This window comes from Pseudochelatococcus lubricantis, assembly GCF_011762225.1.
Classification (GTDB): Bacteria; Pseudomonadota; Alphaproteobacteria; order Rhizobiales; family Beijerinckiaceae; genus Pseudochelatococcus; species Pseudochelatococcus lubricantis.
Genome location: NZ_JAASQI010000002.1, coordinates 284,574 through 305,529 on the forward strand (window position 1 = coordinate 284,574; position 20,956 = coordinate 305,529).

Consider the following 20,956-nt stretch of genomic DNA (forward strand, 5'->3'; position numbering starts at 1 on the left):
TCATCGCGCCTTGTACGGCTCCATCAGATGGACCAGTGCTCGGCATGCAAGGGCAGTGCGACGGTCGGCGCCGCGTTGTTTCATTGCCGCAATCGAGTTCGGGTGCATGCCCAATAGCCGGGCGCATTCGGCGTCTATAGCGGCAATGCGCTTCGCCTTCATGTCGGCGACCCATGCGGACACGTCTGCGGGCGTCATCGTGGGGGTGGCATCGGGCGCGGTCAAATCACAGTTCCTGTGGCTCCGTTGACTATAGAGGCACAGTATCACAGTCGCTGGTGGTGACCGCCGTTTTTTGCTGCTCGGCGCGCGCTGGGCGGCTTTTCTGTATGAGGATATGAGATGACTGATCGTCGCTATCAGGCGCTGGAACTGGCCATCAGGGCGGGAAGCCCGGAGCGCGCTGATGAGTTTTATCGCTGGCTGGAAACTGGTCGGTGGGGCGATGAGGCCCCGGCTGCCGTACTCTTCGCCGGTGTGGTGACAGATGGGAAGGTGCTGGTCGCCTATCAGGCGCTGCCTTGGGGGCACGCTTGGCCAGAGTATCTAGTTAATACGGATGGCGACCGCGTCTCGTTTGTCGTCGATCGAGACGGCGATTGGCCTTATGCCAGGGTTGATGAGGGCGTCACCGGGCCGCTGTGGGGCGTGTACCTGCGCAAGGTGCAGTATGACCCGGTTACGGTCGAGGATATCGCTTCGGATGCCACGGCATCCTGACCGCTGTTGGCGCCAAACTGATGCCAGTGGCGATGGAGGGTTAAAGAGATGGCGCTGACACCAAGGCAGGGCCGTTTCGTCGACGAATACATGAAAAGCCTGAATGCGACGCAGGCTGCGATCAGGGCGGGCTACAGCGCGAAGACGGCAGACGTCCAAGGGCCGCAGTTGCTTCGGAAAACTTCGGTTGCGAATGAGTTGGCGAAACGTCAGGGCCGGCTTGCTGCGAAGACGGAAATCACCAAGGACCGAATTGTCGCTGAACTTGCGAAGCTAGCATTTTACGATGTCCGCAAGGCAGTGAAGTGGGGGCCGGGCGAGTACGAAAAGGCGCTCGATGACGGCACGGTAGCGCGGTCATCTGGCGTGCTGCTGATCGACAGCGATGACCTGGATGCCGAGACGGCGGCGGCGATTTCCGAGGTCGGGAACACCCGAGACGGCGTGAAGATCAAGTTCCACGACAAGCGCGGTGCTCTGGTCGATCTGGCGAAGATGCTCGGGATGTACGACGGCGGGAAGGACGACGATGACGACCCTCCGCCGTTGCACATCAAGATCGACGTGCGGGACGCGGTGAGCGATGTCCGCGTTACCAAGCCTGAGCCTGAGTAAGCCGCAAGCGATCTTTCTGAAGGGGCTCGATACCAAGTTCAGGGCGTATGTCGGCGGGTTCGGGTCCGGCAAGACAATGGTCGGCTGCATCGACCTGTTGCTGTTCGCCGGAGAACACCCCGGAACGGTGCAGGGATATTTCGCCCCGACATATCGAGACATCCGGGACACGTTCTGGCCGACTCTGGAAGAGGCCGCAGAGATGATCGGCTTCCGGCTGTCCGTCCGGAAGGCCGACAAGGAGGTCCATCTCTACCGAGGTCGGGTATATTACGGCCTAATCATCTGCCGGTCGATGGATGAGCCGGGCAGTATCGTCGGGTTCAAGATCGCCCGCGCTCTCGTCGATGAGATCGATGTGATGCCGACCGACAAGGCGCTGACTGCGTGGCGTAAGATCATCGCTCGCATGCGGCTCGTCATTCCGGGTGTTGTGAATGGCATCGGCGTGACGACGACGCCGGAGGGGTTCAAGTTCGTCTATCAGACGTTTGCGTCCGGTAGTCGGCGCGACTATTCGATGGTGCAGGCGAGCACCTACGAGAATGCGCGGTTTCTGCCGCCCGACTATATCCAGTCGCTGAGGGATAGTTACACCGAGGAATTGATTTCCGCCTATCTGATGGGCGGGTTCGTCAACCTCACCAGCGGGACGGTCTATCGGAACTACAACCGGGTGTTGCGCCGGTCGACGGAAACGATACGAGACGGCGAGGACCTCCATATCGGGCAGGACTTCAACGTCGGCAATATGGCATCGGTCGTTTATGTAGAGAGGCCGGTCGGCGAAAGGCCTGGCTGGCATGCTGTGGGCGAACTGACAGGGGTTCTGGATACGCCCGATCTGATTGCGGCGATCAACGCGAAGTGGCAGGGGCACAAGATTCACATCTACCCAGACGCCACTGGCAAGAGCCGTAAGACGGTTGATGCTTCGCTATCGGACATCGCGCTGCTGAGGCAGGCGAGGTACGTGGTCCATGCACGAGACAGCAACCCGGCAGTTAAAGACAGGATCAACGCAGTCAACACTGGCTACGCGAAAGGCCGGCTGTGGCTGAACGACAAGGCTTGCCCTCGATATGCGGAGGCGCAGGAGCAGCAAGCCTATGACAAGAACGGAATGCCGGACAAGACAACGGGCCACGATCACCTGAATGATGCAGGTGGGTATGTGGTGAATTGGGTTATGCCGGTAGTGAAACCCGGTGTTGTGCCCGTGGTCGGCAGCTACTCAATCAGGCGGTGAGACGATGGCAGTCAACACGGATAACCCGGCGGCGCCGTCCTCGGCCTATGAGGCCATGCGTCCCGCGTGGGAGCTGGTCGACGATATCCGCGCCGGAATCGATCGGGTCCGCGCGGCGGGGAAGCGCCATCTGCCGCAGTACGAGGAAGAGGACGAGGCGGAGTATCGCCGCCGGTTGAGCACGGCACCGTGGCGGCCGGAGTTCAACGACGCGCTACGATCGCTCGTGTCCAAGCCGTTCAGCAAGGATGTCGCGCTTCAGGGTAGCATCTCGCAGCGGATCGCAGACATCGCCGAGGACGTCGATACGCGCGGCAACAGCCTGACGGTGTTCGCACGGTCACTGTTTGAGGGTGGGATTGCTGACGGAATGGGCGCCATCCTCGTCGATTATCCGCAGGTCGGTGACGGTATCACGCTGGCGCAGGAGAGGGCATCTGGCGCACGGCCCTATTGGGTGAGCATCCCTGCTCGCAGCCTGATTGCGGTCTATACTGACATCATCGATGGCAAGGAGACGGTGACGCATGCGCGCATTCGCGAGCGATCCGTCGAGCGTGAAGGCTTCGGCGAGAAGACGATTGACCGCGTCCGCGTGCTGGAGCCGGGCCGGTGGGAGCTGTGGCAGGCCGAGACAACGGGCGCTGCGGGACCGGGATACACGTCCGCACTGACCAAGGTGGCGGAAGGCCGGTCGTCGCTTGGGTATGTCCCGCTGGTGCTCTACTACGTCGGCGAGCGGGATGGTGCGCAGATTGTGCGCCCCCCGCTGATCGATCTGGCACACATGCAGATCGAGTTGTATCAGGCCATGTCCCGCAAGGACGAGGTGCTGACGTTCGCGGCGTCTCCGATGCTTTGCGGATCAGGGTTCGTGCTGGAGGGCGATCAGAGGATCCCTGTCGGGCCGAAACGGGTGCTTTATGCCCCGCCGGACGCTGGGGGATCACCCACTTCGTGGAGCTACATCAGCCCCGACGCGGCGAACATCGGCCAAATTCGCGAGGACATCCGCGACCTGATTGCCGACATGCGCCGGTTGGGCATGCAGCCGCTTACGCAACAGGCAGGCGGCATCACGGCGACGGCGACCAGCGTGGAGTCGGCAAAGGCGCATAGCGCATTGCAGACGTGGGCCGTGGGGCTGAAGGACGCGCTCGAACAGGCGCTAGCGATCACGGCGGACTGGCTGGGCGAGAAGATTGAGGCCGAGGTGTTCGTCGATACCGATTTCGTGGTCGGGTCGGGCGACAGCCAGGAGTTGACGACGCTGCAATCGGCTCGCACCTCGCGCGACATCTCGCGTGATACGTATTGGGATGAGCTGCGCCGTCGAGGCATCCTCGGGCCGCAGTTCGACAAGGCGGTCGAGGCCGATCGATTGGCTAAGGACGATGAGCGAGTGGAACTAACCGGCGATCCGTTAGAGCTTGAGGGCGCCAAGAATGGCTGAATCGGTCAGCGCCAACGAGCAGTTGTTCGACATCTTCACGGCCCACGCCATTGACCTGTTGAGGCTGGAGGCGCACGAGCGCAAGAAGGTGCTGGCGTTCCTGAATGAGTTGGAAGGCGAGATCGTCGCACAACTGGCGAAGATCGACCCGACTGGCGTGGCTCGCGCCCGGTACCAGCAAGAGCGGCTGGAGAAGCTGCTGGAGCAGGTACAGGAGACGGTGCGAACGGCCTACCGGGACGTCAACAAGTACATGGTCGGCGAGTTGATAGACCTTGCCGATTATGAGGCCGCGTTCGTCGCGTCGTCCATGAACACGGTGATCGGCGTCGAGATGGCGACGGCCGCCTTCACCAATGCCCAACTGCGCGGCATCGTCAACGGCGTGCTGATCGAAGGCGCGCCCATCACGGAATGGTGGTCACGGCAGGCTGGCGACACCTATCAGCGGTTCATGGACACCATGCGGCAGGGCATGGCGCTGGGCGAGACGAATGCCGATCTGGTGCGCCGGGTGAGGGGCGGCACGAAGAGCGGCGAGCCGGTCAAGGGCTTCATGGACATCTCGCGCCGGAACGCCGAGACGCTGGTGATATCGAGCGTCAACAGCGTGGCGAACTCGGCGCGCGAAGAGATGTACAGCGACAACAGCGACCTGATCAAAGGGAAGGTCTGGCGAAGCACCCTCGATCATCGCACCACGACGTTGTGCAAGGCGAGGGATAAACTTCAGTACACGCTCGACAATAAGCCGATAGGACATAACATCCCATGGCTTCAGGGGCCGGGTAAAATTCACATGCGCTGCCGAAGTACTTCTACGCCTCTGCTTAGAGCGTGGCGCGAGCTAGGTGTGGACATGGACGAGGTGCCGGAAAGTACGCGCTCGTCGATGGATGGGCAGGTGCCTGCTGGCATGAATTACGAGGAATGGCTGAAGACGAAGCCCGCCGCGTTTCAGGACGAAACGCTCGGTCGCGGCAAAGCTCGCCTGTGGCGCGCCGGCAAGATCAACTTTCACGACCTGATCGACCAGACGGGCAGGGAGCGTTCGTTGGGCGAGCTTCGAGAGATTTCGAGGGGTCAAAAGTAGCATGGCGCTCAAGATCGCATTTGTCGCGCACGGCGTTTGGCCGTTTTTGAAAGCCGGTAGCGAGACGATGATGCACGGGCTCGCGCGGTCGCTGCATGATGGAGGGCACAATGTTGTCACGCTAGGTGTCCGAGACACGCCCGGTTCGGTTGTGTTGGATGGGGTTACTGTTCTCAGTGGGGGCGAGGCGCGCAGGCGGTGGAGGCTAGGCAGGTTCGACGTTGTGATCACGCATCATTCCGAGAGCCTCCGCGTTATTCCGGCCGCGCGATCGCGTGGGATTAAGTCGACGCTCCTGGTCCACAGTGACGAAGACCATATCAGCCGCCAGATTGAGGCGTCACCCGACCTTGTCGTCTACAACACGAAGTGGGTGCGTGAGGCATTCGGCGTTCCGGGAATGGTCGTTCATCCGCCGGTGCGCCCAGAGGACCACGCCACAACGCCGGGCGATGCAGTCACGCTGGTGAATCTCAATCGGGACAAGGGCGCGGAAGTGTTCTACGAGCTGGCGCGTCGCCTGCCAGACGTGCAATTCATCGGTGTGCGCGGCGGGCACGGCGCGCAGATTACCCGGCCGGGGCCGAATGTCACGATCCTTGACGGCACAGCGGACATGAAGCGCAACGTCTGGTCGCGGACGTCGATCTTGCTCATGCCATCGCTGCATGAGAGCTATGGACTGGCCGGCATGGAGGCGATGGCGTCTGGCATCCCGGTCATCGCCAACCCAACGGCAGGGCTCTGCGAGGCCCTTGGCGATGCAGGCGTCTTCATCGACCGCGAGGACGTCGACGGTTATGAAGCGCAGCTGCGTCTGCTGCTGGCAAATCCGGATCGCATGAAACTGGCGCGAGATGCCGCGAAGGCTCGCGTGGGAAGGTTGAGCACCGGGCACGAGCTAGCGGCATTCGTGGACGCCATCGAGCGCCTCGCTGCTGGAGAGAAACAGGCCGCCGCAGCCTGAGCGATCGGCAGGGCTGCCGAGCATCAAACGCGGATTAACCGGCTCGCTTTCGCGGGCCTTTTTTATTGCGTCGGGACGGCGCGTAATCCGGGATGGATATAGAAATGGCTTTGAAAGCGATCGTCGATAACCTCGATGGCGTGCCGGAAGGTGCGCGCGATTTTTACACGGCGGGCGAGGACGGGAAGTTCACGCTGGCTGTTGAACCTGTTGGCGGCTGGGCGCTCGAAGACGTCGAGGGGCTGAAAAGCGCCCTCGGCAAAGAGCGCGGCGAAAACGACAGGCTGAAGAAGCAGATCACAAAGTTCGGCGATATCGACGTTGACAGAGCGCGGGAGGCGCTGAGCCACTACGAGCAGTTCAAGGATATCGACCCGAAGAAGGAGGCCGACAAGATCGCGCAGGCGAAGGTCGAGGCGTTGCAAAAGCAGCTGCTCGACAAGCACGCACAGGAAGTCGCGGGCAAGGATGAGCGGATTGGCAACCTCTACAAGCAGGTCGAATATCTGCTCGTGGATCAGGTTGCTACCGCCGCCATCGCCGAGGCCAAGGGCTCCGTGGAACTGCTTCTGCCGCATGTCCGCCAGTTCACCCGCGTGAAGGAGGCGGAAGGCAAGTTTTCTGTCGAGATCGTCGACCGCGAGGGCAACCCACGCATCTCGAATGCTAAGGGTGATCCGCTGGATATCAAGGGTTTCGTCGCCGAGCTTCGCTCGTCCGACGTTTTCGGCCGGGCCTTCGATGGCACCGGAATTACTGGCGGTGGGACACCGCCGAATCTGAACGGAGGGGGAGCCTCCCTGAACCGCAGCAAGATGACCGCGCAGCAGAAGTCAGAGTACATCGCGAAACACGGTCAGTCTGCATTCTTGAAATTGCCGAAGTAAGGGAGCTTCCCAATGGCAACCACTGTGAATAGCGACCTGATCATTTACAACGATCTGGCGCAGACCGCCTATCTTGAGCGTATGCAGGACGTGCTCCAGGTCTTCAACGAGGCCTCTCGCGGCGCGTTCGTCCTGACCAACGAGAGCATCGAGGGTGATTTCAAGCGCCGCAGCCTCTACGAGATTGCGGGCGGGCTGGAGCACCGCAATGTCAACAGCACCGCCGGGGTCGGCCAGAAGAACATCGGCGCCGGCGAGGCCATCGGTGTGAAGGTGCCGTGGAAGTACGGCCCTTACAGCACGACTGAGGAAGCATTCAAGCGCCGCGTGCGCTCTCTGGATGAGTTTTCGGAGGTCGTAGGGCAACACGCCGCTGACGAGACGTTGGCGTACTACATCAAGGCCGCTACGGCCGCGCTGGAAGCGGCCATCAGCACCAACCCGAACCTTGTGGTCTCTGGGAGCTTCTTCAATGAAGGGAAGAAGGTGCTGACCAAGGGACTGCGCAAGTTCGGTGACCGCTTCGGCCGCGTCGCCATTTTCGCGATGGACGCGAACACCTACTTTGACCTGGTGGACGATTCCATCGACGCGAAGGTGTTCAACGAGGCCGACGTGGTCATCTACGGCGGCCAGCCGGGCACGCTCGGCAAGCCAGTTCTGGTGTCCGACCAGCTCCCGCCTGACGCGATTTTCGGCCTTCAGGCCGGGGCCGTGTCCATCATCGAGTCACAGCCTCCCGGGTTCCGGTCCTTCGAGATCAACGACCTGGAGAACCTCGCGTACGGCTACCGTGCTGAAGGCGTCTTCAACCTCGAAGTGCTGGGCTACTCGTGGAACGCGGACGGCGCTGGCGGTTCCGCGCCGGCCCCGGCTAACCCGAACCTGACCCAGATCGGGACGTCGGCGAACTGGGTGCAGTACGCCAATTCCGACAAGGTGACGGCCGGCGTTCTGATCGAGATCACCGGTTCAGCGCCGAACACCTGATCTCGTCTCACAACACTGGTGGCGGCCTACGGGCCGCTGCTGCTCCAATGAGGGCACGATATGCGCATCACGTACACGACGCAAAAGTCTGGGTTTGTCGCCGGCGAGAACTACGCCAATCCCAGGTTTTTCTCGTCGGTCAATCCTGCGGCGACTGAGGTTGTCGTGGTGGGTGACTGGCCGGCTGTGGTGGCGGCATATGAGGCCGCTGACGTGCCGGTAACGGCCGCCGGTGCTGCCGCCTTGACTGTCCCGTCTCCGGCCCCACGCGCGCCCCGGCGGCGCTCCACGAAGAAAGTGAACGCGGATGGCTGAGACGGTCAACGTCATCGCCCTGAATCGCGGTGAGCGGCTGGCGATAACGAACGCCGACATCATCGGCGGCATCGAGGTGTGGCTGGACGATGAGGGCGACGAAACGGACGACGCGGCCGCCGCTGTTGTGGCGATCGTGCGCTGGCCTGACGGCAGTTGGTCGCCGGTCGATGTGCGGGATTTCGACGGAGGCGAGCACTGATATGGGCGAGGTCCACAAGTTTGAGCCCGTCGAGGTTGGGGAGGGCTTCCGTTTCGATGCCGATGAGATCCTTGAAGACGCCAAAGGGCAGGGCTTCACGAAGATCGCCATTCTCGCTGAGAGACCGGACGGCACAATATGGGTCACTGGTTCGGCGAATGCTGGCGAAACGCTGGTGCTCATGGAGCTTGCCAAGCATCAAATCATCTTCGGCGGGGAGGGATGACGCATGGCTGACTTCTACGGCTCACTGCCCGACGCGCTCGTCTATCACGCGGATCGCGGAAATGCCGCATGGTCCGCCACGGGCGTCACGGACACGCAGCGCAGCGCCGCGCTCGTTCGGGCCTCCGTCTACATCGACGGTCGATATGGTCGCCGGTATCCGGGGCAGAAGACCGGAGGCAGAGCGCAGGCGCTGGGATGGCCGCGCGAAGGCGCGAAGGACTGCGCAGGCTTCAATATCGCCGATGACGTGGTTCCGGTCGAGATCGAGCACGCGGTTTACGAGGCTGCACTGGTCGAGTTGACGGCGGCCGGCAGTCTGTCGCCGACCGTCACGCCGGGCCGTGTCGTCACCAAGGAAAAGGTCGACGTCATCGAGGTCGAGTACGGCGATCACGTCGTGTCAGCCGATGCCATGCGGCCGGTTCATACCATCATCGACGACATTCTGGCGCCCCTGCTTTGCAGCGGCGTGCGGTATTTCGGCAAGGTCGCGAGGGCGTAGCATGACTGATTTTTACGGGCGCATGCGCGACACCGCGACCGGCCTTCTCGGGCGCTTTGCTCAAGGCGCTGTCGCCATCGTCCGCACCGAGGAAGGCTTGCCTGACCCGATGAAGCCGTGGGAGCCGCCGCCGAGCATCGAGCGCAAATACAGCGTCAATGCCGCCGTGCGCGGTGTGTCACAGAAGTTCGTCGACGGCACGTTGATCCTCGCCAGCGATTATCAGGCGACCGTTGAGGCCGGTGTGATTATGCCGGTCGCATCCGACAAGATCGAGGTTGACGGCGTGCGCTACGCAATCAAGGCCGTTCGGCCGATCCCGGCGGCGGGCATTGTGTCGGCGTTCATCGTCATTTTCGCGAGGTGATCATGGCGAAATCGACGAGCGGCAAGAAGTGGGCGCTTGATATCAGCAAATGGGCCAAGCAGACGCGGGTCGACCTTGACACGATCGTCCGCAAGGTGTCGCTCGATATGTTCACGCGCATCATCCTGAAAAGCCCCGTTGATACCGGGCGTTTCCGTGGCAACTGGCAAGTGTCCATCGGCAGCGTTGCGAACGGCACGATTGCAGTGGATGACAAGGACGGATCGGCCACCATTTCAGCGGCTCAGGCCGCAACGATGGGCGTGAAGGCTGGCGACACGATCTATCTCACGAACAACTTGCCGTATGCCGAGCGTCTGGAAGACGGATGGTCGAAGCAGGCCCCCGCCGGCATGGTGGCAACGACCGTGCGCGAGTTCGCCGGCGTCGTCGATAAGGCCGCCTCCGAAGTGTTCAAGGACTGACCGTCATGGCCGCCGAGACCGCCATCGCCGAGGCGCTTATGGGCCGTCTCGGAGCTTTCACGCTCGCGCCCGCCGGCCCTGATCTGCCGATTGCATGGCCGGGGAGGGTGTACAAGCCCGTCGAGGACAAGGGATACCTCCGCGCGACGATCCTGCGCGCCACGCCGCGGCGGTTGACGGCGGGCATCTCGCTAGTCGAGCACAAGGGTCTTTTCCAGATCGACATGTTCTGGCCGATCAACAAGGGAGAGACGGAGCCGTTGAAGGTCGCCGACAAGCTCGCCTACCACTTCCGCACCGGCTGGGCAGACTGTCTCGTGAAGCTCGACGACCCGCCCCAGATCATGACCGCGTGGACTGACGGGGCATGGTTCGTCGTCCCTGTCCGCATCCCGTATCGAGCGATTATCTGACATGGCCTGTGAACGATGCCGCCGTGCCCGCGTAAACGTCGCTGGGGCGGTTCGGTCCGTTTTGGCTGGCGATGTAGCCGGAGCGGTTGAACGGGCCTCCTTGGCCGCCTCTGACGCTGCGGCGAAGGTGTCCGGCAACCGGATTGCGTCCCGCTGGCATGTCCCGCGTGAGTGGGGCGGCGAGCTGGCCTTCATCCTCGGTGGCGGCTCGTCGCTCAACGACATTGACGTAGACAGTATCCGGGGCAGGGGGCGCGTCATCGCGGTCAACAACGCCTACCTCAAGGCGCCATGGGCTGACGTGCTGTTCTGGTCCGACCTGCGTTGGTGGGAGTGGAACTGGCGCGACCTGCATCGCTTCGAGGGCCGGTATCGCGTCACGCGCAACCCGCCGCCGGATACGATGGGGCTGGATGTCCTGTGGCTCCGCGGCGCTGGGGGGGGGACGTTCTCGACCGTGCCGCGCAAGCTTGGGGGGCATTGCAGTGGAGCGGCTGCGATCAACATGGCGTACCTGTTCGGTGCCCGCGCCGTCGTTCTTCTTGGTTTCGACATGCGCGGCGGAAATTGGCACGACCTGCACCAGGTGCAATCGCCTGCCGGCCATCACGAACGCAAGATCATCCCGGCGATGAATACCATCGCGAGGCAGGTCAGCGACATCGGCTTTCCCGTCCTGAACGCGACGCCCGGCACGGCACTGGAGTGCTTCCCGGTGGTGAAGCTGGACGATATCCTTTCCGGAGTTGTCGGCATCTGACGGCCCCGCAAACCGCCCGCAAGGGTATCTCAACGGCTCGCTTCTGCGGGCCTTTTTTTATGTCAAAAGGAGGCCAAAATGGCAGAAGGTTTTTCCGGCGATGACGCCAAGATCTACATTGGAGGGCAGGGCGACCTTGCCACCGAAAGTAACTGGCAGGAGGTCGGCGGGATCGAGGAAATCGGCGAGTTCGGCATCACCTACGCCAGCAACAGCTACCAGACCAAGGGCGACAAGAACACCGCAGTCGTGAAGGGCGCGAAGGAGGCGACGACGCTCGACCTCACTCTGATCCGCGATACCCTTGACCCCGGCCAGGCTGACCTTCAGGACGCGCTGGACGACAGCTGCGACTACAACTTCAAGATCGAGCTGAACGACGTGAACTGCGCTGGCGGCTCGGGCGCCACCGGCGGCAACATCAAGTTCAAGGCCAAGGTTATGTCCTACACCGTCAATCCGGCGGACATCCTGCGCTCGTCCACGTCACTCGGCATCAACACCAAGTACTGGATCGAGACTCCGCGCACGAATGGCGCCACCTGATCCGGCAATCACGCCAAACCATCTGATCAGCCCGCCATCGAGCGGGCCTTTTCCTTTTCTGGAGCATCTGCATGTCTTTTGACCTTTCGAGCATCGACGCCCTGACCGCCACGCAGGAAGATGGCGTCGAAGTCCATATCGTGCACCCCGCGACCGGCGAGGACACGGGCATCGTGATCCGTGTGGCCGGTCCTGACAGCCAACGCCGTCGCGTCGTGCAGAAGCGCGTCACCGACCAGCGCTTGAAGCGTCGCCGCAACAAGCCGCTGACCTCCGACGAGCTGGAGGACGAAGCCCTGCGCGTCGCCGCCGGCGCGACCATCTCGTGGGCCGGCGTCCGCGACAATGGCGTCGATCTGGAGTTCTCGACCGACGCCGCCATCGCGCTCTATCGCAAGCACCGTTGGGTCTACGAGCAGGTAGAAGCGGATGGTAATGATCGCGCGGCTTTTTTGAAGAGCTGAGCGAGCATCTTTGCGCGGCAGTGGCGTCCATCACGCGGCTTGGAAAGGCCGACAAGAAGGGCGTCACGCTGCGTCAGCGGCTTGAGCGGCACGAGGAGCGGTCGGGCATTACGCCTGACGATCTCCTGCCGCCTGACGTACCGCCGGCAGGTGAGCATCTCTGGCAGTGGTTCTGGGAGCTGGAGAAGGGCCGCACCGGCAACGGGTACGGCCCCAGCCCATTCTCATGGTCCGACATCGACGCATGGGCTAGGCTCCATGGTGAGCGCCCCCGTCCGTGGGAACTCGCCATTCTACGGGCGATGGATGCTGAACGGCTCCGCGTGTCATCGGACAGCACCGGTAAATCGAAGTCAGGCCAAGCCATGCAGCCAGCGAAATACAGCAACATCGTTTCCGGCTTCCGGATGCTGATGGGGAAGCAACCGAAGAATGTAGAGGCAGGGAGCGCATCCGGATGAAGCTGCAATGTTCCGTGCCCGCATTCGGGCGATGGGCTCGGCTTACCTGAAGGCCGTCAAGGGCGAGCCGGATGTGCCGGAGAGCAGTAATTCAGCAAGGGATGTGTTCCGGGCGGCGATGCGGTGATCGGCGTTCCCGCGCGCCGCGTCGTCTATCAATCACTCCGCGAGGTATAATGGCGAGACGCCAGGATTCAACGAGCAAACCCGTCCGGAAGCCAAAACAGGAGAAGCCACCGACAGTACCACAGGGGCGGCAGGAGCCGGTGGCACCGCGCACGCAGGCGCAGAGCAGGTATAGGGCTGCCATAGCGGCGTCGGACATCACGTTCGGCATCGGGCCGGCCGGCACCGGCAAGAGCTACGTGGCTGTTTCTGACGCCGCCGATGCCCTCAAGCGGGGCGATATCGAGCGCATCGTCATCACGCGGCCGATTACGACTGTTGGCAATTCATTGGGCTATTTCCCGGGCGGGGTCGACGAGAAAATCGCGCCGTACATCGCGCCGATCCGGGAGATACTCGACGAGTCCTTTGGGGTCTCGTTCGTCACGAGCCTGATCAAGTCAGGGAAGATCGTCGCGGCTCCCGTTGAGCTGATGCGTGGCGCAACGTTTCGGAACGCTTGGGTGATCGTCGACGAGGCGCAAAACCTGACATTTCACCAGCTCAAAACCATCCTGACGAGAGCGGGCGAGGGGGCGAAGACCATCATCGATGGCGATCCGGGGCAGATCGATGTCCCTGCGTGGAAATCCGGCTTGATGGAGGCCGTCGACCGCTTGATGGGCGTCGACGGCGTTCGTATTGTCCATTTCGACCGATCCGACATCGTGCGCAGCAGCCTCGTCAGGCGGGTTTTGGCCGCGCTGGATGGGCCGTGAGGATCAGTGCTTGAGCCCCATCGCCTTGCGCAGCTCGGCGTTCATCTTCGCCTGCCAGCGCGGGCCGGTTGCCTTCAACGCCGTCAACAGGTCGGCGTCGAGACGCACGGAAACCTGCTGCTTGGGACTCGCAACCCTTGGCCTTCCTCTTGGCCGAGTGAGCGTGCCATTCGCCTCCCGTATCACCTTGCCGTCAACGGCCAGTTCAGCGCGGGCAAGCTGATCCTCGGTCCACTCTGGGGCATCATCCAGGTCAATCAAGGTAGGGTCTGACTTTACGTGCTTCGCGTTCATGCCGCTGCCTTCGCTACCATGTCGGGACGCCGCCTGATCACGCAGCAACGCCCAGGTCGTAATCGAAGTGGATGCGGTCATAGGGGAACTCGACCCCGCTTTCCGTCCGGTCAACGATGCCCGCATTCACGAGCGTGGTCACATCGCGATGGACGGCTTGTACGTCGCGGTCGACGCGGCGTGCAACCTCTCGGATTGACAGTGCTCCTTGGCCGGCCAGCGCCCGGACGATGGTGATGCGCAGCGGCGCGAGCACGCGGTGCATCTCGTCATAGGACAGGAAGTTGACAGACGGTGCCGCCTCCGTGGCCTTGCCAGCGAGTGCGCGCCTCCCGGCCTCCACGAAGCGCGCCTTTGCGTCATCCATGGTGCTAAGTCGTACAGTCAGCGTGGTCATGTGATGATCCTTTCCATGTCGGCCTGAAAGGCGTCGAACAGGTCTTCGAGCGAGGTAAAGGCGACGGCGTCTTCACGGCCTTCGATATGCCGGTGATCGCCCTTGCCGCGCTCGTTGTCATAACGCAGGACGCATTCGCCGTTCACGACAAGCGCCAGCCTGTACTTGAACGGGTGGGCGCTGCCCGGAACGGGATTGGGCAGGTGCCACAACACGACCTCGAAGAATGTCGTGTCGTTGATGACCGTCCGTGATTTCTCGATCAGTCTGGCTTTCATGTTGTTATTCATAACATCATCATCGGGCGTTGTCAATGATAACAACGGCGGTGAAGGGGATTAAGTGGCATGCGCATCACGACCGACAAGCAGGACAAGCTGGCATGGACATCGTTCGACCTTGCCGACATCGAGATGCGCGTTGATGGCGAGGTGGTGCATCACGTCGTAACGGCGGACGACGCTGAGGGATACGCCATCGTGCTCAATCGCGAGTTGGCCGTGCCGGAAGTCTTGACTGGCAAGGTCGAGTTCATGCCGAAAAACGAGCGCGGCGAAAAGCTGCTCGCCGCCCTCCGCAAGCGCTGGGAGATACTGGCGCCGCAGTGGGGTTCGCTATGCTGAGAAGCATCTTCGGGACCGGCAGATGGGTCGCTGGCAACGTTGCTCTGGCCGCGCTGCTTATCATCTCCATTTTCATCTGCGTTGCGCTTCTCGCCGGCCGGGGCGATGTTCTGCTGCCGCTGTTGGGTGTCTATGCCTTTGTTGCGGGCTTCCTGCTCGGCCGCGAGGGGTAGCCGGGCGATTGACAGAATCGCTGTAGTCCCGCCATGATTCCGCTGTCTGGCGGGGGCGGAATGTTCGAGCAGGCCGATAGCGTTGATGAGTGGCTACGGATTGCCCGTTCGAATCGGGATGCCGCGTACGCCCTTGTGTACGTTCCGTCAACTCGGAATATCGCGTGGGAACGCGCCGGGTTCGCCGCCGAATGTGTGCTAAAAGCGTCGATAATGGCAAAAGAGCGTTTGAACAGGTTCCCGCCAAGAGCTTTGCGTCGCGATCTATATGATCACGATCTGGGGAGGCTCTCTCGCACCCTCGGAATGGAAGTCATGGCTGATGACGATCTGGCGCCGTATTGGCAGGTTGTGCTACAGTGGCGTCGAGAGCACACATATGTGGCCGGAGAAATGCCGCTGACAGTTGTTCGTGAGTTGCTTGATGCTGTGTTCTCAGATGATGGAGTGGTGCCGTGGGTGTGCCGGAGTTACCTCGGGAGCTACATGACGCCGGAGCAGAATATCTGGCGCAGATGAGAGGGCTTGGCCTTCACCCGGAAGCGTGCCTTTGGATGCTTCGGGGGCACGACAAGCAATTCGTGCTTGTTATCATCTGGTCAGGGGTTGATAAGCACGGCCCCCTGTCGCTCTCGAAGCTTCTCTTCATGGCATATCGATCGTCTCTGCTTACAAGAGAAATCGACCCGTTCTTTATAGAGGCGCGCAGCCCGAAAGAGGACCTGGCGAATTTCGTGCTACATGCGGTGCCGGACAAGTCACAGCCAGTCGGCATGGAGTGGAAGCAGACGAGAATGCCCGTTGCCTTGGCTGACAATAGCGACGATGCAACCTATACGTGGCAACATGAGTGGGTGTATCACGTTCAGCAAAAAACCCGTTCAGTCCACCAGGTTCGTCAGGACTGGAAACGCTTCCGTCAGAACGTGGAGCGGTTGGCGGCGTGATAATCCGCGCCGTAGCCGTCACAGCCTCGCTTCGGCGGGGCTTTTTGTTGTCAGTCTTCGGGCTTTTCGGGCGGCGTCTGGCGCTTACCGAGGTGTATAGCCCGTTTGACGGCCGTTAACCGTTTTTGCGTGGCGATTAGACGCGCCGCCGTCTCCATCCGCCTTGCGGCGGCTTCCATGCGCCTCAGGTGCGCGCCGTTGACCGAGTCGGCAGGCTTGGCGGTTGCGTCGAATGACGCTTCGAGGCGGGCGACAATCTCGGCATTCAGAGAGCGGTTGTTCTTCGCGGCCTCAGCCTTCAGCCGGTCGCGCATCCCGTCAGGGAAGCGGACAATGTATCGGTCAGCAGTTTCGCTCGGGTAGGGGTCTTTGGCCATGGCGGGGATTCATACACGCTTTTATGCCGAGTTGGAATTATGCCGACTTGACATAAAATGCGTGCGCACCCTCCTTTCAATATGCCGACTCGGCATATTGAAAGGAGGGTGCGGGCATATGAGCCATACATACCCCAGCCAAGTTATGGATAGGGTCAATATTCGGCTGCCGGATGGCGTGCGAGAGAAAGTGAAGGCTATCGCCGCACATAACCGCCGGAGCATGAATGCAGAGATAGTTTTTGCGATTGAGCGCCATCTCGGCGCGCTCGACAGCGACGGGGCTTATGAGTTTGGCCACCACGGCCCCGTCGCTGCCACCAGAACCGACGCCTTGCAGGGCGTTGACCCCACCACTCAAGGCTAAGAAGGAGCCTCGAATGAGTACCGGTACATATAGCACGAGCGCGCTGGTCTACAACGGCGAAGTCATCAATGCGCGCGACGAGATGCTGTCGCTGACGGATATGTGGAAGGCCGCAGGCGGAGACAAGGCGAAGCAGCCGGCGAACTGGCTTGCTTCCGCTGAGGCGCAGCGATTTATCCAGTTTCTTGATGATGTCCTCAATCCCAGAAATTCTGGGATTGAACTGGTCAAGGCGGTTAGGGGTGGTAAGAGCCCCGGAACCTGGGCGCATTGGCAAATCGGCCTTGCCTATGCCAAGTACCTGTCGCCGGAGTTCCATGCCAAGTGCAACGTGATTGTCCGCGAGCGGATGGAAGGCAAGTCGATCTCTGTGGCATCCCTGCCTCCGGAGGTTCTGGAGATGATCCGCCGCGACGATGGCATCTCCAGAATGCTCGCGCACAAGGTGACCGGCATCGAAAGGACTGTCGAGGCGCTCACGAGCGTCATTGCGGCAATCGCGCAGGTCGTCCAGCCGTCAACGCCTGTGCTAATCCGACAGGGAAGAACTGCGGGGCAGATTCTCAAGTCGGCAGGGTATCCGCCAATGAGAGGGCTGGCGCCGTGGTTCGGCGGCCTTCTCACAAAGGTCGGGTGCCGCGTCCCGGATAATGCACGCGCTGAAATAGGAACAGCGCGCGCCCGACTGTTCGACCCCGACAAGGCTGAAGCGTACCTCGAAAACGGGGGCCGGGTTGCGGTCGACGCGAAGATTGCCGAAAGGCGCGGGCAGATGTCGCTGCATCTCGTGCGTGGCGGCCGCACCGACGAGGACCGACCGTCAATCCAGTGACCCCTGAAACAATCGGGCCGGTGCAGCGCCACCAACACCGCATCGGCCCTCACCGAAAACGATCAACGAAGGTGATCGAAATGGCTAACACTCACCATACCACAAGCAGCTTCATCGATACAGACGGGCTCATCCCCGAGCCGGAGCTTGACACCATCGACAAGGTGATCAGCGAGACGTTCGATCTGTACTTCCTGCTGGAAGTGATCAGCGATGAGATGACCGAGCTGGATTTCAGCCGCCCTGACGGGAGCCGGAACATCAGGCTGGATCGCATCTCGGCGTTGATTGAGGTCGCTCGGCGGCAGACGCGCACCCTGCACAATGACATGGCAGGGAAGGTGACAGCCTCGGCAAGCCGGAGGGCGGCAGCATGACTGGCTTCGATATCGAAACGGAACTGATCGACCTTCATGGGCTTGCTGCGACCGTAGCCGCAGCGGTGGCTGGCATTCGCACAGACGACCCCCGGATCGCGCTCGGCATCGTACGGACGGCTGAGAGTTTGGCGGACCGCCTATGGGAACTTCATGGCCGTCTGACAAAGGCGGAGATCGACGCCATCAATGAGACGGCACAGGCTGCTTGACAGCTGCGGGGCGGGTGCATGGTGCGCCCGCCCTTTTAATTAGAAAGGACACATGAAATGAACAATGAGCAGAAGCTTGAAATCCTTCGCCGTGTGAGCGAGGGCGTGGACGATCTGGTGATCGAGGTGCGCCGTGTGGATGGCACTGCGTTCGGTGACCGGGAATGGTTCGCCGCGGCGATCCGGCACTTCGAGGAGGCGCTGATAGCGTTCGATCGTGCGCTGCTCGGGCGCAGCGAGCGGCTACCGCCTGCGAAGCCCTACCATCCGTATACGCACGTTCTGCGAAAATCAGCGTGAAATGTACCGGCCGGCAGGCTAGTCGTCCGCCGGCCGCTTCCGTCCCGTCAGCCTTCGCCGAGATACACCCGGCGAAGGGCCTTGCCGACCTCGCGGTCGATGCTCACAACTGCCGGCTGCGGCGTGCTAGTGTTGTCGAGAGCGTCAGCAATTGTTCTGACGATCTCGACGGCCTTTTCGCTGCTCGCGTAGGTGTCGCGTGCCACGCGAACTGCGTGCAGTCCATCAATGGCCCTTTGAAGTGCTCTTTCTTCGCTCATGTCCCAACCCCTTTTCAGTTAAAGGCAGGACGATGAGACGATGTCACTGATCGTGAGTCGATTCAGCTCATAGTGCAATTTACAGTTGCATAGAAAATGGTCAGTATCATCAGATGTGAGGTGGGTGCGTTCCCCCTTCGTACTTGACACCCACCGCCCGTTACAGGTAAATAGGTAGGCTCAACTTTTTGCGTCTAGGTTCCCCTGCAGTCGCGCAATCGTCTTCGGCCCCAGCCCCTTGATGACTTTGAAGCGCTCCAGCGGTGCGGCTCTGACCTCATCGGCGGACGTGAACCCGGCACCGAACAGACGGTCTGCAATCGCCGGACCACATCCGTCAAGAGTCTGAAGCTCATCAATAACGAAGTAGCGGGCTATGTCGCCGCCGAAGTGCCTGACGACGTCTGGTGAGGCGGCGTTCAGTTGCCGAAGGCATGCCAGGACTTCAGCACGGGGCGAATCGCTTTCGATGATGCGGCGGTACGATATCAGGAACGGGAGAAAATCGCCGCCATCTCCTGGGATTGGGCCGATATCGCTCGCAATCGTTGATGGCGGCAATTCATCGATGTCGATCCCGAGTTCTCTCCACGGCTTGAGCCGAGTGACCCATATAGCATGCTGCATCGGGGCGATCTCGCGCGGGTAGTCGTGCCCGTCGTGAATCTCCCCGAAACGAAGAAGCCATTTAAGCGGCGTTCTTGTGCTCATGGTTACGTGGAGCCGCCAACCGCTAATGAGGTCGCTGTTTTGCTCGGCCATAACCTGCATAACTGACGCGCGCTCTATCTCATTTTCAAGGATCGACCTCGGAGGTTTCGGCGGCGGGAGGGTGTCTGGAAGATACTTGCGATCGTCCGCATGTGGCGGTGCAGGTGCCTTTTGGACTGGGGTAGAAGCAAGGCGCTCATCAAGTGAGTCTATCCGCTCCTTGGCGCGCATGAACAGGTCATCCTGCCTGTCGTCTGGCGTGTTGTCATCAATCAGCGCCGCAACGGCGGTTTCATATGCAGTCCTCGCTTGAGCAAGCTCCCCGGCTTCCTCAAGCGCAACTGCCTTCTCGAATAGGGTCTCAAACCGGATGCTGTTCCGCTCATAGGTCAAGATCGCGCCGGCCATCTCAAGATGCGTTACGTCCTGCACCTCATTCATTAGGCGGTCGAGGGCCTTGAGCGCATCGTCGTACCCGGCCAATTTCTCGCGCAGCGTGGTCGCGGTTCGCGCTCGGTCTCGCGCCGTATCGGCCTGTTCGGCGATGAACTCTTGGATAACCTTCCGTCTCATGCCGGTGGCGTGTGCAATCAACTCATCGGGCGGAAGTGACCCTCCAGATGTCCATGCAATAGTTGGTATGCCCTTCTCGTAGTACGGCCGGAGCCGTTCGGCGTTCGTTTCCGTTACCCATATGCGGGAAAGGCGGGTTGATGCACTCTTGCTATTATGGATCAGGCCCATCGATTCGGTGATAATCCTGCCAATATTCTCGATAATGGGGACATGGATGTCATGACACGGTTCGCACAAGCCGTTGGTATCCAACTCAACATGCGGTCCAGTCCGCCCGCACCATTTGCATGTTGCCATGTCAGCCCCCTGGTTCACGCCCGCCCGTCACCAAAAGAGAACCACAGGCGTGACGGGCGGTCGACTCCGCATTTCGTAGCTTAGTTATGGGGATGGATCGACCCTGTACCAGCCGCAGCCGTTGAGTGGTTTAGTGCAACTCGATGCAGTCGTTAAGAACCGAAGAGACTTCATCAATGTTCTTAGACACGGAAAACTCTGCCTCAGCAGCATCAAAACGAGAATGGACCCTTATATACAAGGTGTCTGATCGTAACGCCTCAGAGACAAAATCCTTGATGTCATCTCTGTATTTTAGTTTAGCGTAGTAAATATTTCCATTCAACGGTTCGTAATCGACTGATTTTGACGGATTTTTATCGAATCTGTATTCAATTTTCTTATCAGAGTCGAAGGCGATTCTATCTCCGAAGTATATAAGGATTCCGTACGTTTGTTGAGAACATGTGACCGCAATTCCGGCGGATGACTTGCGGCCTGATCCGATGATTTTCCCGTAACTCGTTGTAAGAGCTGCGGAGATTGTTTCTATATCGGTTAGCCTGTCCTTGTTCTGAATGAAGGTCCACCCTTCAGGGTCTGCGGCTGTCGCTGGGGTGAAGAACAGTACCGAGATACACGCCGCTATTAAATTTTTCATGAGCCGATCCCCGCCTACCTGAGTTTAGCGCC

37 protein-coding genes are annotated in these 20,956 nt (G+C 60.8%); 29 read left to right on the plus strand and 8 right to left on the minus strand.

Annotated elements, in window-relative coordinates; translation table 11 throughout:
* Nucleotides 1-225 (minus strand): hypothetical protein, encoded by a 225-nt coding sequence (locus FHS82_RS05150; protein ID WP_166949510.1) that lies wholly within the window; start codon nt 223-225, stop codon nt 1-3.
* Nucleotides 226-342: 117 nt separating this feature from the next.
* Between FHS82_RS05150 and FHS82_RS05155 the strand changes: the two genes are divergently transcribed.
* From FHS82_RS05155 to FHS82_RS05250, 20 genes are all read left to right on the plus strand, one after another.
* On the plus strand, nt 343-720 hold the full coding sequence (locus FHS82_RS05155) for a hypothetical protein (protein WP_166949512.1): 378 nt from the start codon (nt 343-345) through the stop codon (nt 718-720).
* A gap of 48 nt (nt 721-768) precedes the next feature.
* A complete protein-coding gene (locus FHS82_RS05160; RefSeq protein ID WP_166949514.1) occupies nt 769-1,335 on the plus strand; it encodes a terminase small subunit in 567 nt (188 codons plus the stop codon).
* Nucleotides 1,304-2,584, plus strand: coding sequence for a terminase large subunit domain-containing protein (locus tag FHS82_RS05165; protein ID WP_166949517.1), 1,281 nt, complete (start codon nt 1,304-1,306; stop codon nt 2,582-2,584). Before FHS82_RS05160 ends, FHS82_RS05165 begins: the two co-directional genes overlap by 32 nt.
* A gap of 4 nt (nt 2,585-2,588) precedes the next feature.
* Entirely contained in the window at nt 2,589-4,037 is a 1,449-nt protein-coding gene (locus FHS82_RS05170; RefSeq protein ID WP_166949519.1) for a DUF4055 domain-containing protein, read from the plus strand.
* Complete coding sequence (locus FHS82_RS05175; RefSeq protein WP_166949521.1) at nt 4,030-5,130, plus strand: phage minor head protein; 1,101 nt, start codon at nt 4,030-4,032, stop codon at nt 5,128-5,130. Before FHS82_RS05170 ends, FHS82_RS05175 begins: the two co-directional genes overlap by 8 nt.
* A 1-nt stretch (nt 5,131) precedes the next feature.
* On the plus strand, nt 5,132-6,097 hold the full coding sequence (locus tag FHS82_RS05180; protein ID WP_166949523.1) for a glycosyltransferase family 4 protein: 966 nt from the start codon (nt 5,132-5,134) through the stop codon (nt 6,095-6,097).
* Nucleotides 6,098-6,207: 110 nt separating this feature from the next.
* On the plus strand, nt 6,208-6,984 hold the full coding sequence (locus tag FHS82_RS05185) for a hypothetical protein (protein WP_166949526.1): 777 nt from the start codon (nt 6,208-6,210) through the stop codon (nt 6,982-6,984).
* Nucleotides 6,985-6,996: 12 nt separating this feature from the next.
* Nucleotides 6,997-7,974 carry a major capsid protein gene (locus FHS82_RS05190; protein WP_166949528.1) on the plus strand — a complete coding sequence of 326 codons (978 nt, stop codon included), beginning with the start codon at nt 6,997-6,999 and terminating at the stop codon, nt 7,972-7,974.
* A gap of 60 nt (nt 7,975-8,034) precedes the next feature.
* Nucleotides 8,035-8,289 carry a hypothetical protein gene (locus FHS82_RS05195; RefSeq protein ID WP_166949530.1) on the plus strand — a complete coding sequence of 85 codons (255 nt, stop codon included), beginning with the start codon at nt 8,035-8,037 and terminating at the stop codon, nt 8,287-8,289.
* Nucleotides 8,282-8,491 carry a hypothetical protein gene (locus tag FHS82_RS05200; RefSeq protein WP_166949532.1) on the plus strand — a complete coding sequence of 70 codons (210 nt, stop codon included), beginning with the start codon at nt 8,282-8,284 and terminating at the stop codon, nt 8,489-8,491. Before FHS82_RS05195 ends, FHS82_RS05200 begins: the two co-directional genes overlap by 8 nt.
* 1 nt (nt 8,492) lies before the next feature.
* Nucleotides 8,493-8,717: a hypothetical protein gene (locus FHS82_RS05205; RefSeq protein ID WP_166949534.1), complete on the plus strand. Its 225-nt coding sequence runs from the start codon at nt 8,493-8,495 to the stop codon at nt 8,715-8,717.
* 3 nt (nt 8,718-8,720) lie between these two features.
* Complete coding sequence (locus FHS82_RS05210) at nt 8,721-9,221, plus strand: DnaT-like ssDNA-binding protein (protein WP_166949536.1); 501 nt, start codon at nt 8,721-8,723, stop codon at nt 9,219-9,221.
* Nucleotides 9,222-9,243: 22 nt separating this feature from the next.
* Entirely contained in the window at nt 9,244-9,588 is a 345-nt protein-coding gene (locus FHS82_RS05215; RefSeq protein ID WP_166949538.1) for a hypothetical protein, read from the plus strand.
* A 2-nt stretch (nt 9,589-9,590) separates the two neighbouring features.
* Nucleotides 9,591-10,013, plus strand: coding sequence for an HK97 gp10 family phage protein (locus FHS82_RS05220; protein ID WP_166949540.1), 423 nt, complete (start codon nt 9,591-9,593; stop codon nt 10,011-10,013).
* 5 nt (nt 10,014-10,018) lie between these two features.
* The gene (locus tag FHS82_RS05225) at nt 10,019-10,426 is read left to right on the plus strand and encodes a phage tail terminator-like protein (RefSeq protein ID WP_166949542.1); all 408 of its coding nucleotides are present in this window, start codon (nt 10,019-10,021) and stop codon (nt 10,424-10,426) included.
* Between the two features lie 100 nt (nt 10,427-10,526).
* Nucleotides 10,527-11,186 (plus strand): hypothetical protein, encoded by a 660-nt coding sequence (locus FHS82_RS05230; protein ID WP_166949544.1) that lies wholly within the window; start codon nt 10,527-10,529, stop codon nt 11,184-11,186.
* Nucleotides 11,187-11,264: 78 nt separating this feature from the next.
* On the plus strand, nt 11,265-11,732 hold the full coding sequence (locus FHS82_RS05235) for a hypothetical protein (RefSeq protein WP_166949546.1): 468 nt from the start codon (nt 11,265-11,267) through the stop codon (nt 11,730-11,732).
* 71 nt (nt 11,733-11,803) lie between these two features.
* The gene (locus FHS82_RS05240; protein WP_166949548.1) at nt 11,804-12,196 is read left to right on the plus strand and encodes a hypothetical protein; all 393 of its coding nucleotides are present in this window, start codon (nt 11,804-11,806) and stop codon (nt 12,194-12,196) included.
* 20 nt (nt 12,197-12,216) lie between these two features.
* The gene (locus tag FHS82_RS05245; RefSeq protein ID WP_166949550.1) at nt 12,217-12,657 is read left to right on the plus strand and encodes a phage tail assembly chaperone; all 441 of its coding nucleotides are present in this window, start codon (nt 12,217-12,219) and stop codon (nt 12,655-12,657) included.
* Between the two features lie 266 nt (nt 12,658-12,923).
* A complete protein-coding gene (locus tag FHS82_RS05250; protein WP_166949552.1) occupies nt 12,924-13,541 on the plus strand; it encodes a PhoH family protein in 618 nt (205 codons plus the stop codon).
* Nucleotides 13,542-13,544: 3 nt separating this feature from the next.
* Here FHS82_RS05250 and FHS82_RS05255 read toward each other — a convergent pair whose 3' ends face one another.
* From FHS82_RS05255 to FHS82_RS05265, 3 genes are read right to left on the minus strand one after another with little or no spacing between them, the layout of a single operon-like run.
* Nucleotides 13,545-13,916 (minus strand): BrnA antitoxin family protein, encoded by a 372-nt coding sequence (locus tag FHS82_RS05255; protein WP_246225091.1) that lies wholly within the window; start codon nt 13,914-13,916, stop codon nt 13,545-13,547.
* A complete protein-coding gene (locus FHS82_RS05260) occupies nt 13,873-14,232 on the minus strand; it encodes an HVO_A0114 family putative DNA-binding protein (protein ID WP_166949554.1) in 360 nt (119 codons plus the stop codon). The genes FHS82_RS05255 and FHS82_RS05260 overlap by 44 nt, the downstream gene beginning before the upstream one ends.
* Nucleotides 14,229-14,510 (minus strand): toxin-antitoxin system TumE family protein, encoded by a 282-nt coding sequence (locus FHS82_RS05265; RefSeq protein ID WP_166949556.1) that lies wholly within the window; start codon nt 14,508-14,510, stop codon nt 14,229-14,231. Before FHS82_RS05265 ends, FHS82_RS05260 begins: the two co-directional genes overlap by 4 nt.
* A gap of 69 nt (nt 14,511-14,579) precedes the next feature.
* Between FHS82_RS05265 and FHS82_RS05270 the strand changes: the two genes are divergently transcribed.
* The 4 genes from FHS82_RS05270 (at nt 14,580) to FHS82_RS05285 (ending at nt 15,975) form a co-directional block, all read left to right on the plus strand.
* Complete coding sequence (locus tag FHS82_RS05270; protein WP_166949558.1) at nt 14,580-14,855, plus strand: hypothetical protein; 276 nt, start codon at nt 14,580-14,582, stop codon at nt 14,853-14,855.
* A complete protein-coding gene (locus FHS82_RS05275; RefSeq protein WP_166949560.1) occupies nt 14,849-15,028 on the plus strand; it encodes a hypothetical protein in 180 nt (59 codons plus the stop codon). The genes FHS82_RS05270 and FHS82_RS05275 overlap by 7 nt, the downstream gene beginning before the upstream one ends.
* Nucleotides 15,029-15,343: 315 nt before the next feature.
* Nucleotides 15,344-15,547 carry a hypothetical protein gene (locus FHS82_RS20895; RefSeq protein WP_208394099.1) on the plus strand — a complete coding sequence of 68 codons (204 nt, stop codon included), beginning with the start codon at nt 15,344-15,346 and terminating at the stop codon, nt 15,545-15,547.
* Nucleotides 15,548-15,609: 62 nt separating this feature from the next.
* Nucleotides 15,610-15,975 (plus strand): hypothetical protein, encoded by a 366-nt coding sequence (locus FHS82_RS05285; protein ID WP_208394100.1) that lies wholly within the window; start codon nt 15,610-15,612, stop codon nt 15,973-15,975.
* 50 nt (nt 15,976-16,025) lie between these two features.
* Here the strand turns inward: FHS82_RS05285 and FHS82_RS05290 are convergent, their stop codons facing one another.
* On the minus strand, nt 16,026-16,352 hold the full coding sequence (locus FHS82_RS05290; RefSeq protein ID WP_166949566.1) for an Arc family DNA-binding protein: 327 nt from the start codon (nt 16,350-16,352) through the stop codon (nt 16,026-16,028).
* 118 nt (nt 16,353-16,470) lie between these two features.
* Between FHS82_RS05290 and FHS82_RS05295 the strand changes: the two genes are divergently transcribed.
* From FHS82_RS05295 to FHS82_RS05315, 5 genes are all read left to right on the plus strand, one after another.
* Nucleotides 16,471-16,719, plus strand: a complete 249-nt coding sequence (locus FHS82_RS05295) for an Arc family DNA-binding protein (RefSeq protein ID WP_166949568.1) — start codon at nt 16,471-16,473, stop codon at nt 16,717-16,719.
* 13 nt (nt 16,720-16,732) lie between these two features.
* Nucleotides 16,733-17,551: a KilA-N domain-containing protein gene (locus tag FHS82_RS05300; protein ID WP_166949570.1), complete on the plus strand. Its 819-nt coding sequence runs from the start codon at nt 16,733-16,735 to the stop codon at nt 17,549-17,551.
* 80 nt (nt 17,552-17,631) lie between these two features.
* Nucleotides 17,632-17,928 (plus strand): hypothetical protein, encoded by a 297-nt coding sequence (locus FHS82_RS05305; RefSeq protein ID WP_166949572.1) that lies wholly within the window; start codon nt 17,632-17,634, stop codon nt 17,926-17,928.
* The gene (locus FHS82_RS05310; RefSeq protein WP_166949574.1) at nt 17,925-18,140 is read left to right on the plus strand and encodes a hypothetical protein; all 216 of its coding nucleotides are present in this window, start codon (nt 17,925-17,927) and stop codon (nt 18,138-18,140) included. The genes FHS82_RS05305 and FHS82_RS05310 overlap by 4 nt, the downstream gene beginning before the upstream one ends.
* Nucleotides 18,141-18,197: 57 nt before the next feature.
* Complete coding sequence (locus tag FHS82_RS05315) at nt 18,198-18,440, plus strand: hypothetical protein (RefSeq protein ID WP_166949576.1); 243 nt, start codon at nt 18,198-18,200, stop codon at nt 18,438-18,440.
* A gap of 47 nt (nt 18,441-18,487) precedes the next feature.
* Here FHS82_RS05315 and FHS82_RS05320 read toward each other — a convergent pair whose 3' ends face one another.
* From FHS82_RS05320 to FHS82_RS05330, 3 genes are all read right to left on the minus strand, one after another.
* Nucleotides 18,488-18,700: a hypothetical protein gene (locus FHS82_RS05320; RefSeq protein ID WP_166949578.1), complete on the minus strand. Its 213-nt coding sequence runs from the start codon at nt 18,698-18,700 to the stop codon at nt 18,488-18,490.
* 180 nt (nt 18,701-18,880) lie between these two features.
* Nucleotides 18,881-20,284, minus strand: a complete 1,404-nt coding sequence (locus tag FHS82_RS05325; RefSeq protein WP_208394101.1) for a helix-hairpin-helix domain-containing protein — start codon at nt 20,282-20,284, stop codon at nt 18,881-18,883.
* A gap of 130 nt (nt 20,285-20,414) precedes the next feature.
* On the minus strand, nt 20,415-20,924 hold the full coding sequence (locus FHS82_RS05330; RefSeq protein ID WP_166949582.1) for a hypothetical protein: 510 nt from the start codon (nt 20,922-20,924) through the stop codon (nt 20,415-20,417).
* Nucleotides 20,925-20,956: the final 32 nt, after the last annotated feature.

What these genes read in the sequence shown, in the direction of transcription:
- FHS82_RS05235 (WP_166949546.1), top strand. Translation starts at nt 11,265, where the DNA reads ATGGCAGAAGGTTTTTCCGGCGATGACGCCAAGATCTACATTGGAGGG.
- FHS82_RS05265 (WP_166949556.1), bottom strand. Translation starts at nt 14,510, where the DNA reads ATGAAAGCCAGACTGATCGAGAAATCACGGACGGTCATCAACGACACG.
- FHS82_RS05155 (WP_166949512.1), top strand. Translation starts at nt 343, where the DNA reads ATGACTGATCGTCGCTATCAGGCGCTGGAACTGGCCATCAGGGCGGGA.
- FHS82_RS05275 (WP_166949560.1), top strand. Translation starts at nt 14,849, where the DNA reads ATGCTGAGAAGCATCTTCGGGACCGGCAGATGGGTCGCTGGCAACGTT.
- FHS82_RS05205 (WP_166949534.1), top strand. Translation starts at nt 8,493, where the DNA reads ATGGGCGAGGTCCACAAGTTTGAGCCCGTCGAGGTTGGGGAGGGCTTC.
- FHS82_RS05255 (WP_246225091.1), bottom strand. Translation starts at nt 13,916, where the DNA reads ATGACCGCATCCACTTCGATTACGACCTGGGCGTTGCTGCGTGATCAG.
- FHS82_RS05200 (WP_166949532.1), top strand. Translation starts at nt 8,282, where the DNA reads ATGGCTGAGACGGTCAACGTCATCGCCCTGAATCGCGGTGAGCGGCTG.
- FHS82_RS05190 (WP_166949528.1), top strand. Translation starts at nt 6,997, where the DNA reads ATGGCAACCACTGTGAATAGCGACCTGATCATTTACAACGATCTGGCG.
- FHS82_RS05180 (WP_166949523.1), top strand. Translation starts at nt 5,132, where the DNA reads ATGGCGCTCAAGATCGCATTTGTCGCGCACGGCGTTTGGCCGTTTTTG.
- FHS82_RS05240 (WP_166949548.1), top strand. Translation starts at nt 11,804, where the DNA reads ATGTCTTTTGACCTTTCGAGCATCGACGCCCTGACCGCCACGCAGGAA.
- FHS82_RS05305 (WP_166949572.1), top strand. Translation starts at nt 17,632, where the DNA reads ATGGCTAACACTCACCATACCACAAGCAGCTTCATCGATACAGACGGG.
- FHS82_RS20895 (WP_208394099.1), top strand. Translation starts at nt 15,344, where the DNA reads ATGGCTGATGACGATCTGGCGCCGTATTGGCAGGTTGTGCTACAGTGG.
- FHS82_RS05195 (WP_166949530.1), top strand. Translation starts at nt 8,035, where the DNA reads ATGCGCATCACGTACACGACGCAAAAGTCTGGGTTTGTCGCCGGCGAG.
- FHS82_RS05310 (WP_166949574.1), top strand. Translation starts at nt 17,925, where the DNA reads ATGACTGGCTTCGATATCGAAACGGAACTGATCGACCTTCATGGGCTT.
- FHS82_RS05290 (WP_166949566.1), bottom strand. Translation starts at nt 16,352, where the DNA reads ATGGCCAAAGACCCCTACCCGAGCGAAACTGCTGACCGATACATTGTC.
- FHS82_RS05225 (WP_166949542.1), top strand. Translation starts at nt 10,019, where the DNA reads ATGGCCGCCGAGACCGCCATCGCCGAGGCGCTTATGGGCCGTCTCGGA.
- FHS82_RS05330 (WP_166949582.1), bottom strand. Translation starts at nt 20,924, where the DNA reads ATGAAAAATTTAATAGCGGCGTGTATCTCGGTACTGTTCTTCACCCCA.
- FHS82_RS05220 (WP_166949540.1), top strand. Translation starts at nt 9,591, where the DNA reads ATGGCGAAATCGACGAGCGGCAAGAAGTGGGCGCTTGATATCAGCAAA.
- FHS82_RS05325 (WP_208394101.1), bottom strand. Translation starts at nt 20,284, where the DNA reads ATGGCAACATGCAAATGGTGCGGGCGGACTGGACCGCATGTTGAGTTG.
- FHS82_RS05295 (WP_166949568.1), top strand. Translation starts at nt 16,471, where the DNA reads ATGAGCCATACATACCCCAGCCAAGTTATGGATAGGGTCAATATTCGG.
- FHS82_RS05260 (WP_166949554.1), bottom strand. Translation starts at nt 14,232, where the DNA reads ATGACCACGCTGACTGTACGACTTAGCACCATGGATGACGCAAAGGCG.
- FHS82_RS05175 (WP_166949521.1), top strand. Translation starts at nt 4,030, where the DNA reads ATGGCTGAATCGGTCAGCGCCAACGAGCAGTTGTTCGACATCTTCACG.
- FHS82_RS05300 (WP_166949570.1), top strand. Translation starts at nt 16,733, where the DNA reads ATGAGTACCGGTACATATAGCACGAGCGCGCTGGTCTACAACGGCGAA.
- FHS82_RS05270 (WP_166949558.1), top strand. Translation starts at nt 14,580, where the DNA reads ATGCGCATCACGACCGACAAGCAGGACAAGCTGGCATGGACATCGTTC.
- FHS82_RS05160 (WP_166949514.1), top strand. Translation starts at nt 769, where the DNA reads ATGGCGCTGACACCAAGGCAGGGCCGTTTCGTCGACGAATACATGAAA.
- FHS82_RS05320 (WP_166949578.1), bottom strand. Translation starts at nt 18,700, where the DNA reads ATGAGCGAAGAAAGAGCACTTCAAAGGGCCATTGATGGACTGCACGCA.
- FHS82_RS05165 (WP_166949517.1), top strand. Translation starts at nt 1,304, where the DNA reads ATGTCCGCGTTACCAAGCCTGAGCCTGAGTAAGCCGCAAGCGATCTTT.
- FHS82_RS05170 (WP_166949519.1), top strand. Translation starts at nt 2,589, where the DNA reads ATGGCAGTCAACACGGATAACCCGGCGGCGCCGTCCTCGGCCTATGAG.
- FHS82_RS05210 (WP_166949536.1), top strand. Translation starts at nt 8,721, where the DNA reads ATGGCTGACTTCTACGGCTCACTGCCCGACGCGCTCGTCTATCACGCG.
- FHS82_RS05315 (WP_166949576.1), top strand. Translation starts at nt 18,198, where the DNA reads ATGAACAATGAGCAGAAGCTTGAAATCCTTCGCCGTGTGAGCGAGGGC.
- FHS82_RS05215 (WP_166949538.1), top strand. Translation starts at nt 9,244, where the DNA reads ATGCGCGACACCGCGACCGGCCTTCTCGGGCGCTTTGCTCAAGGCGCT.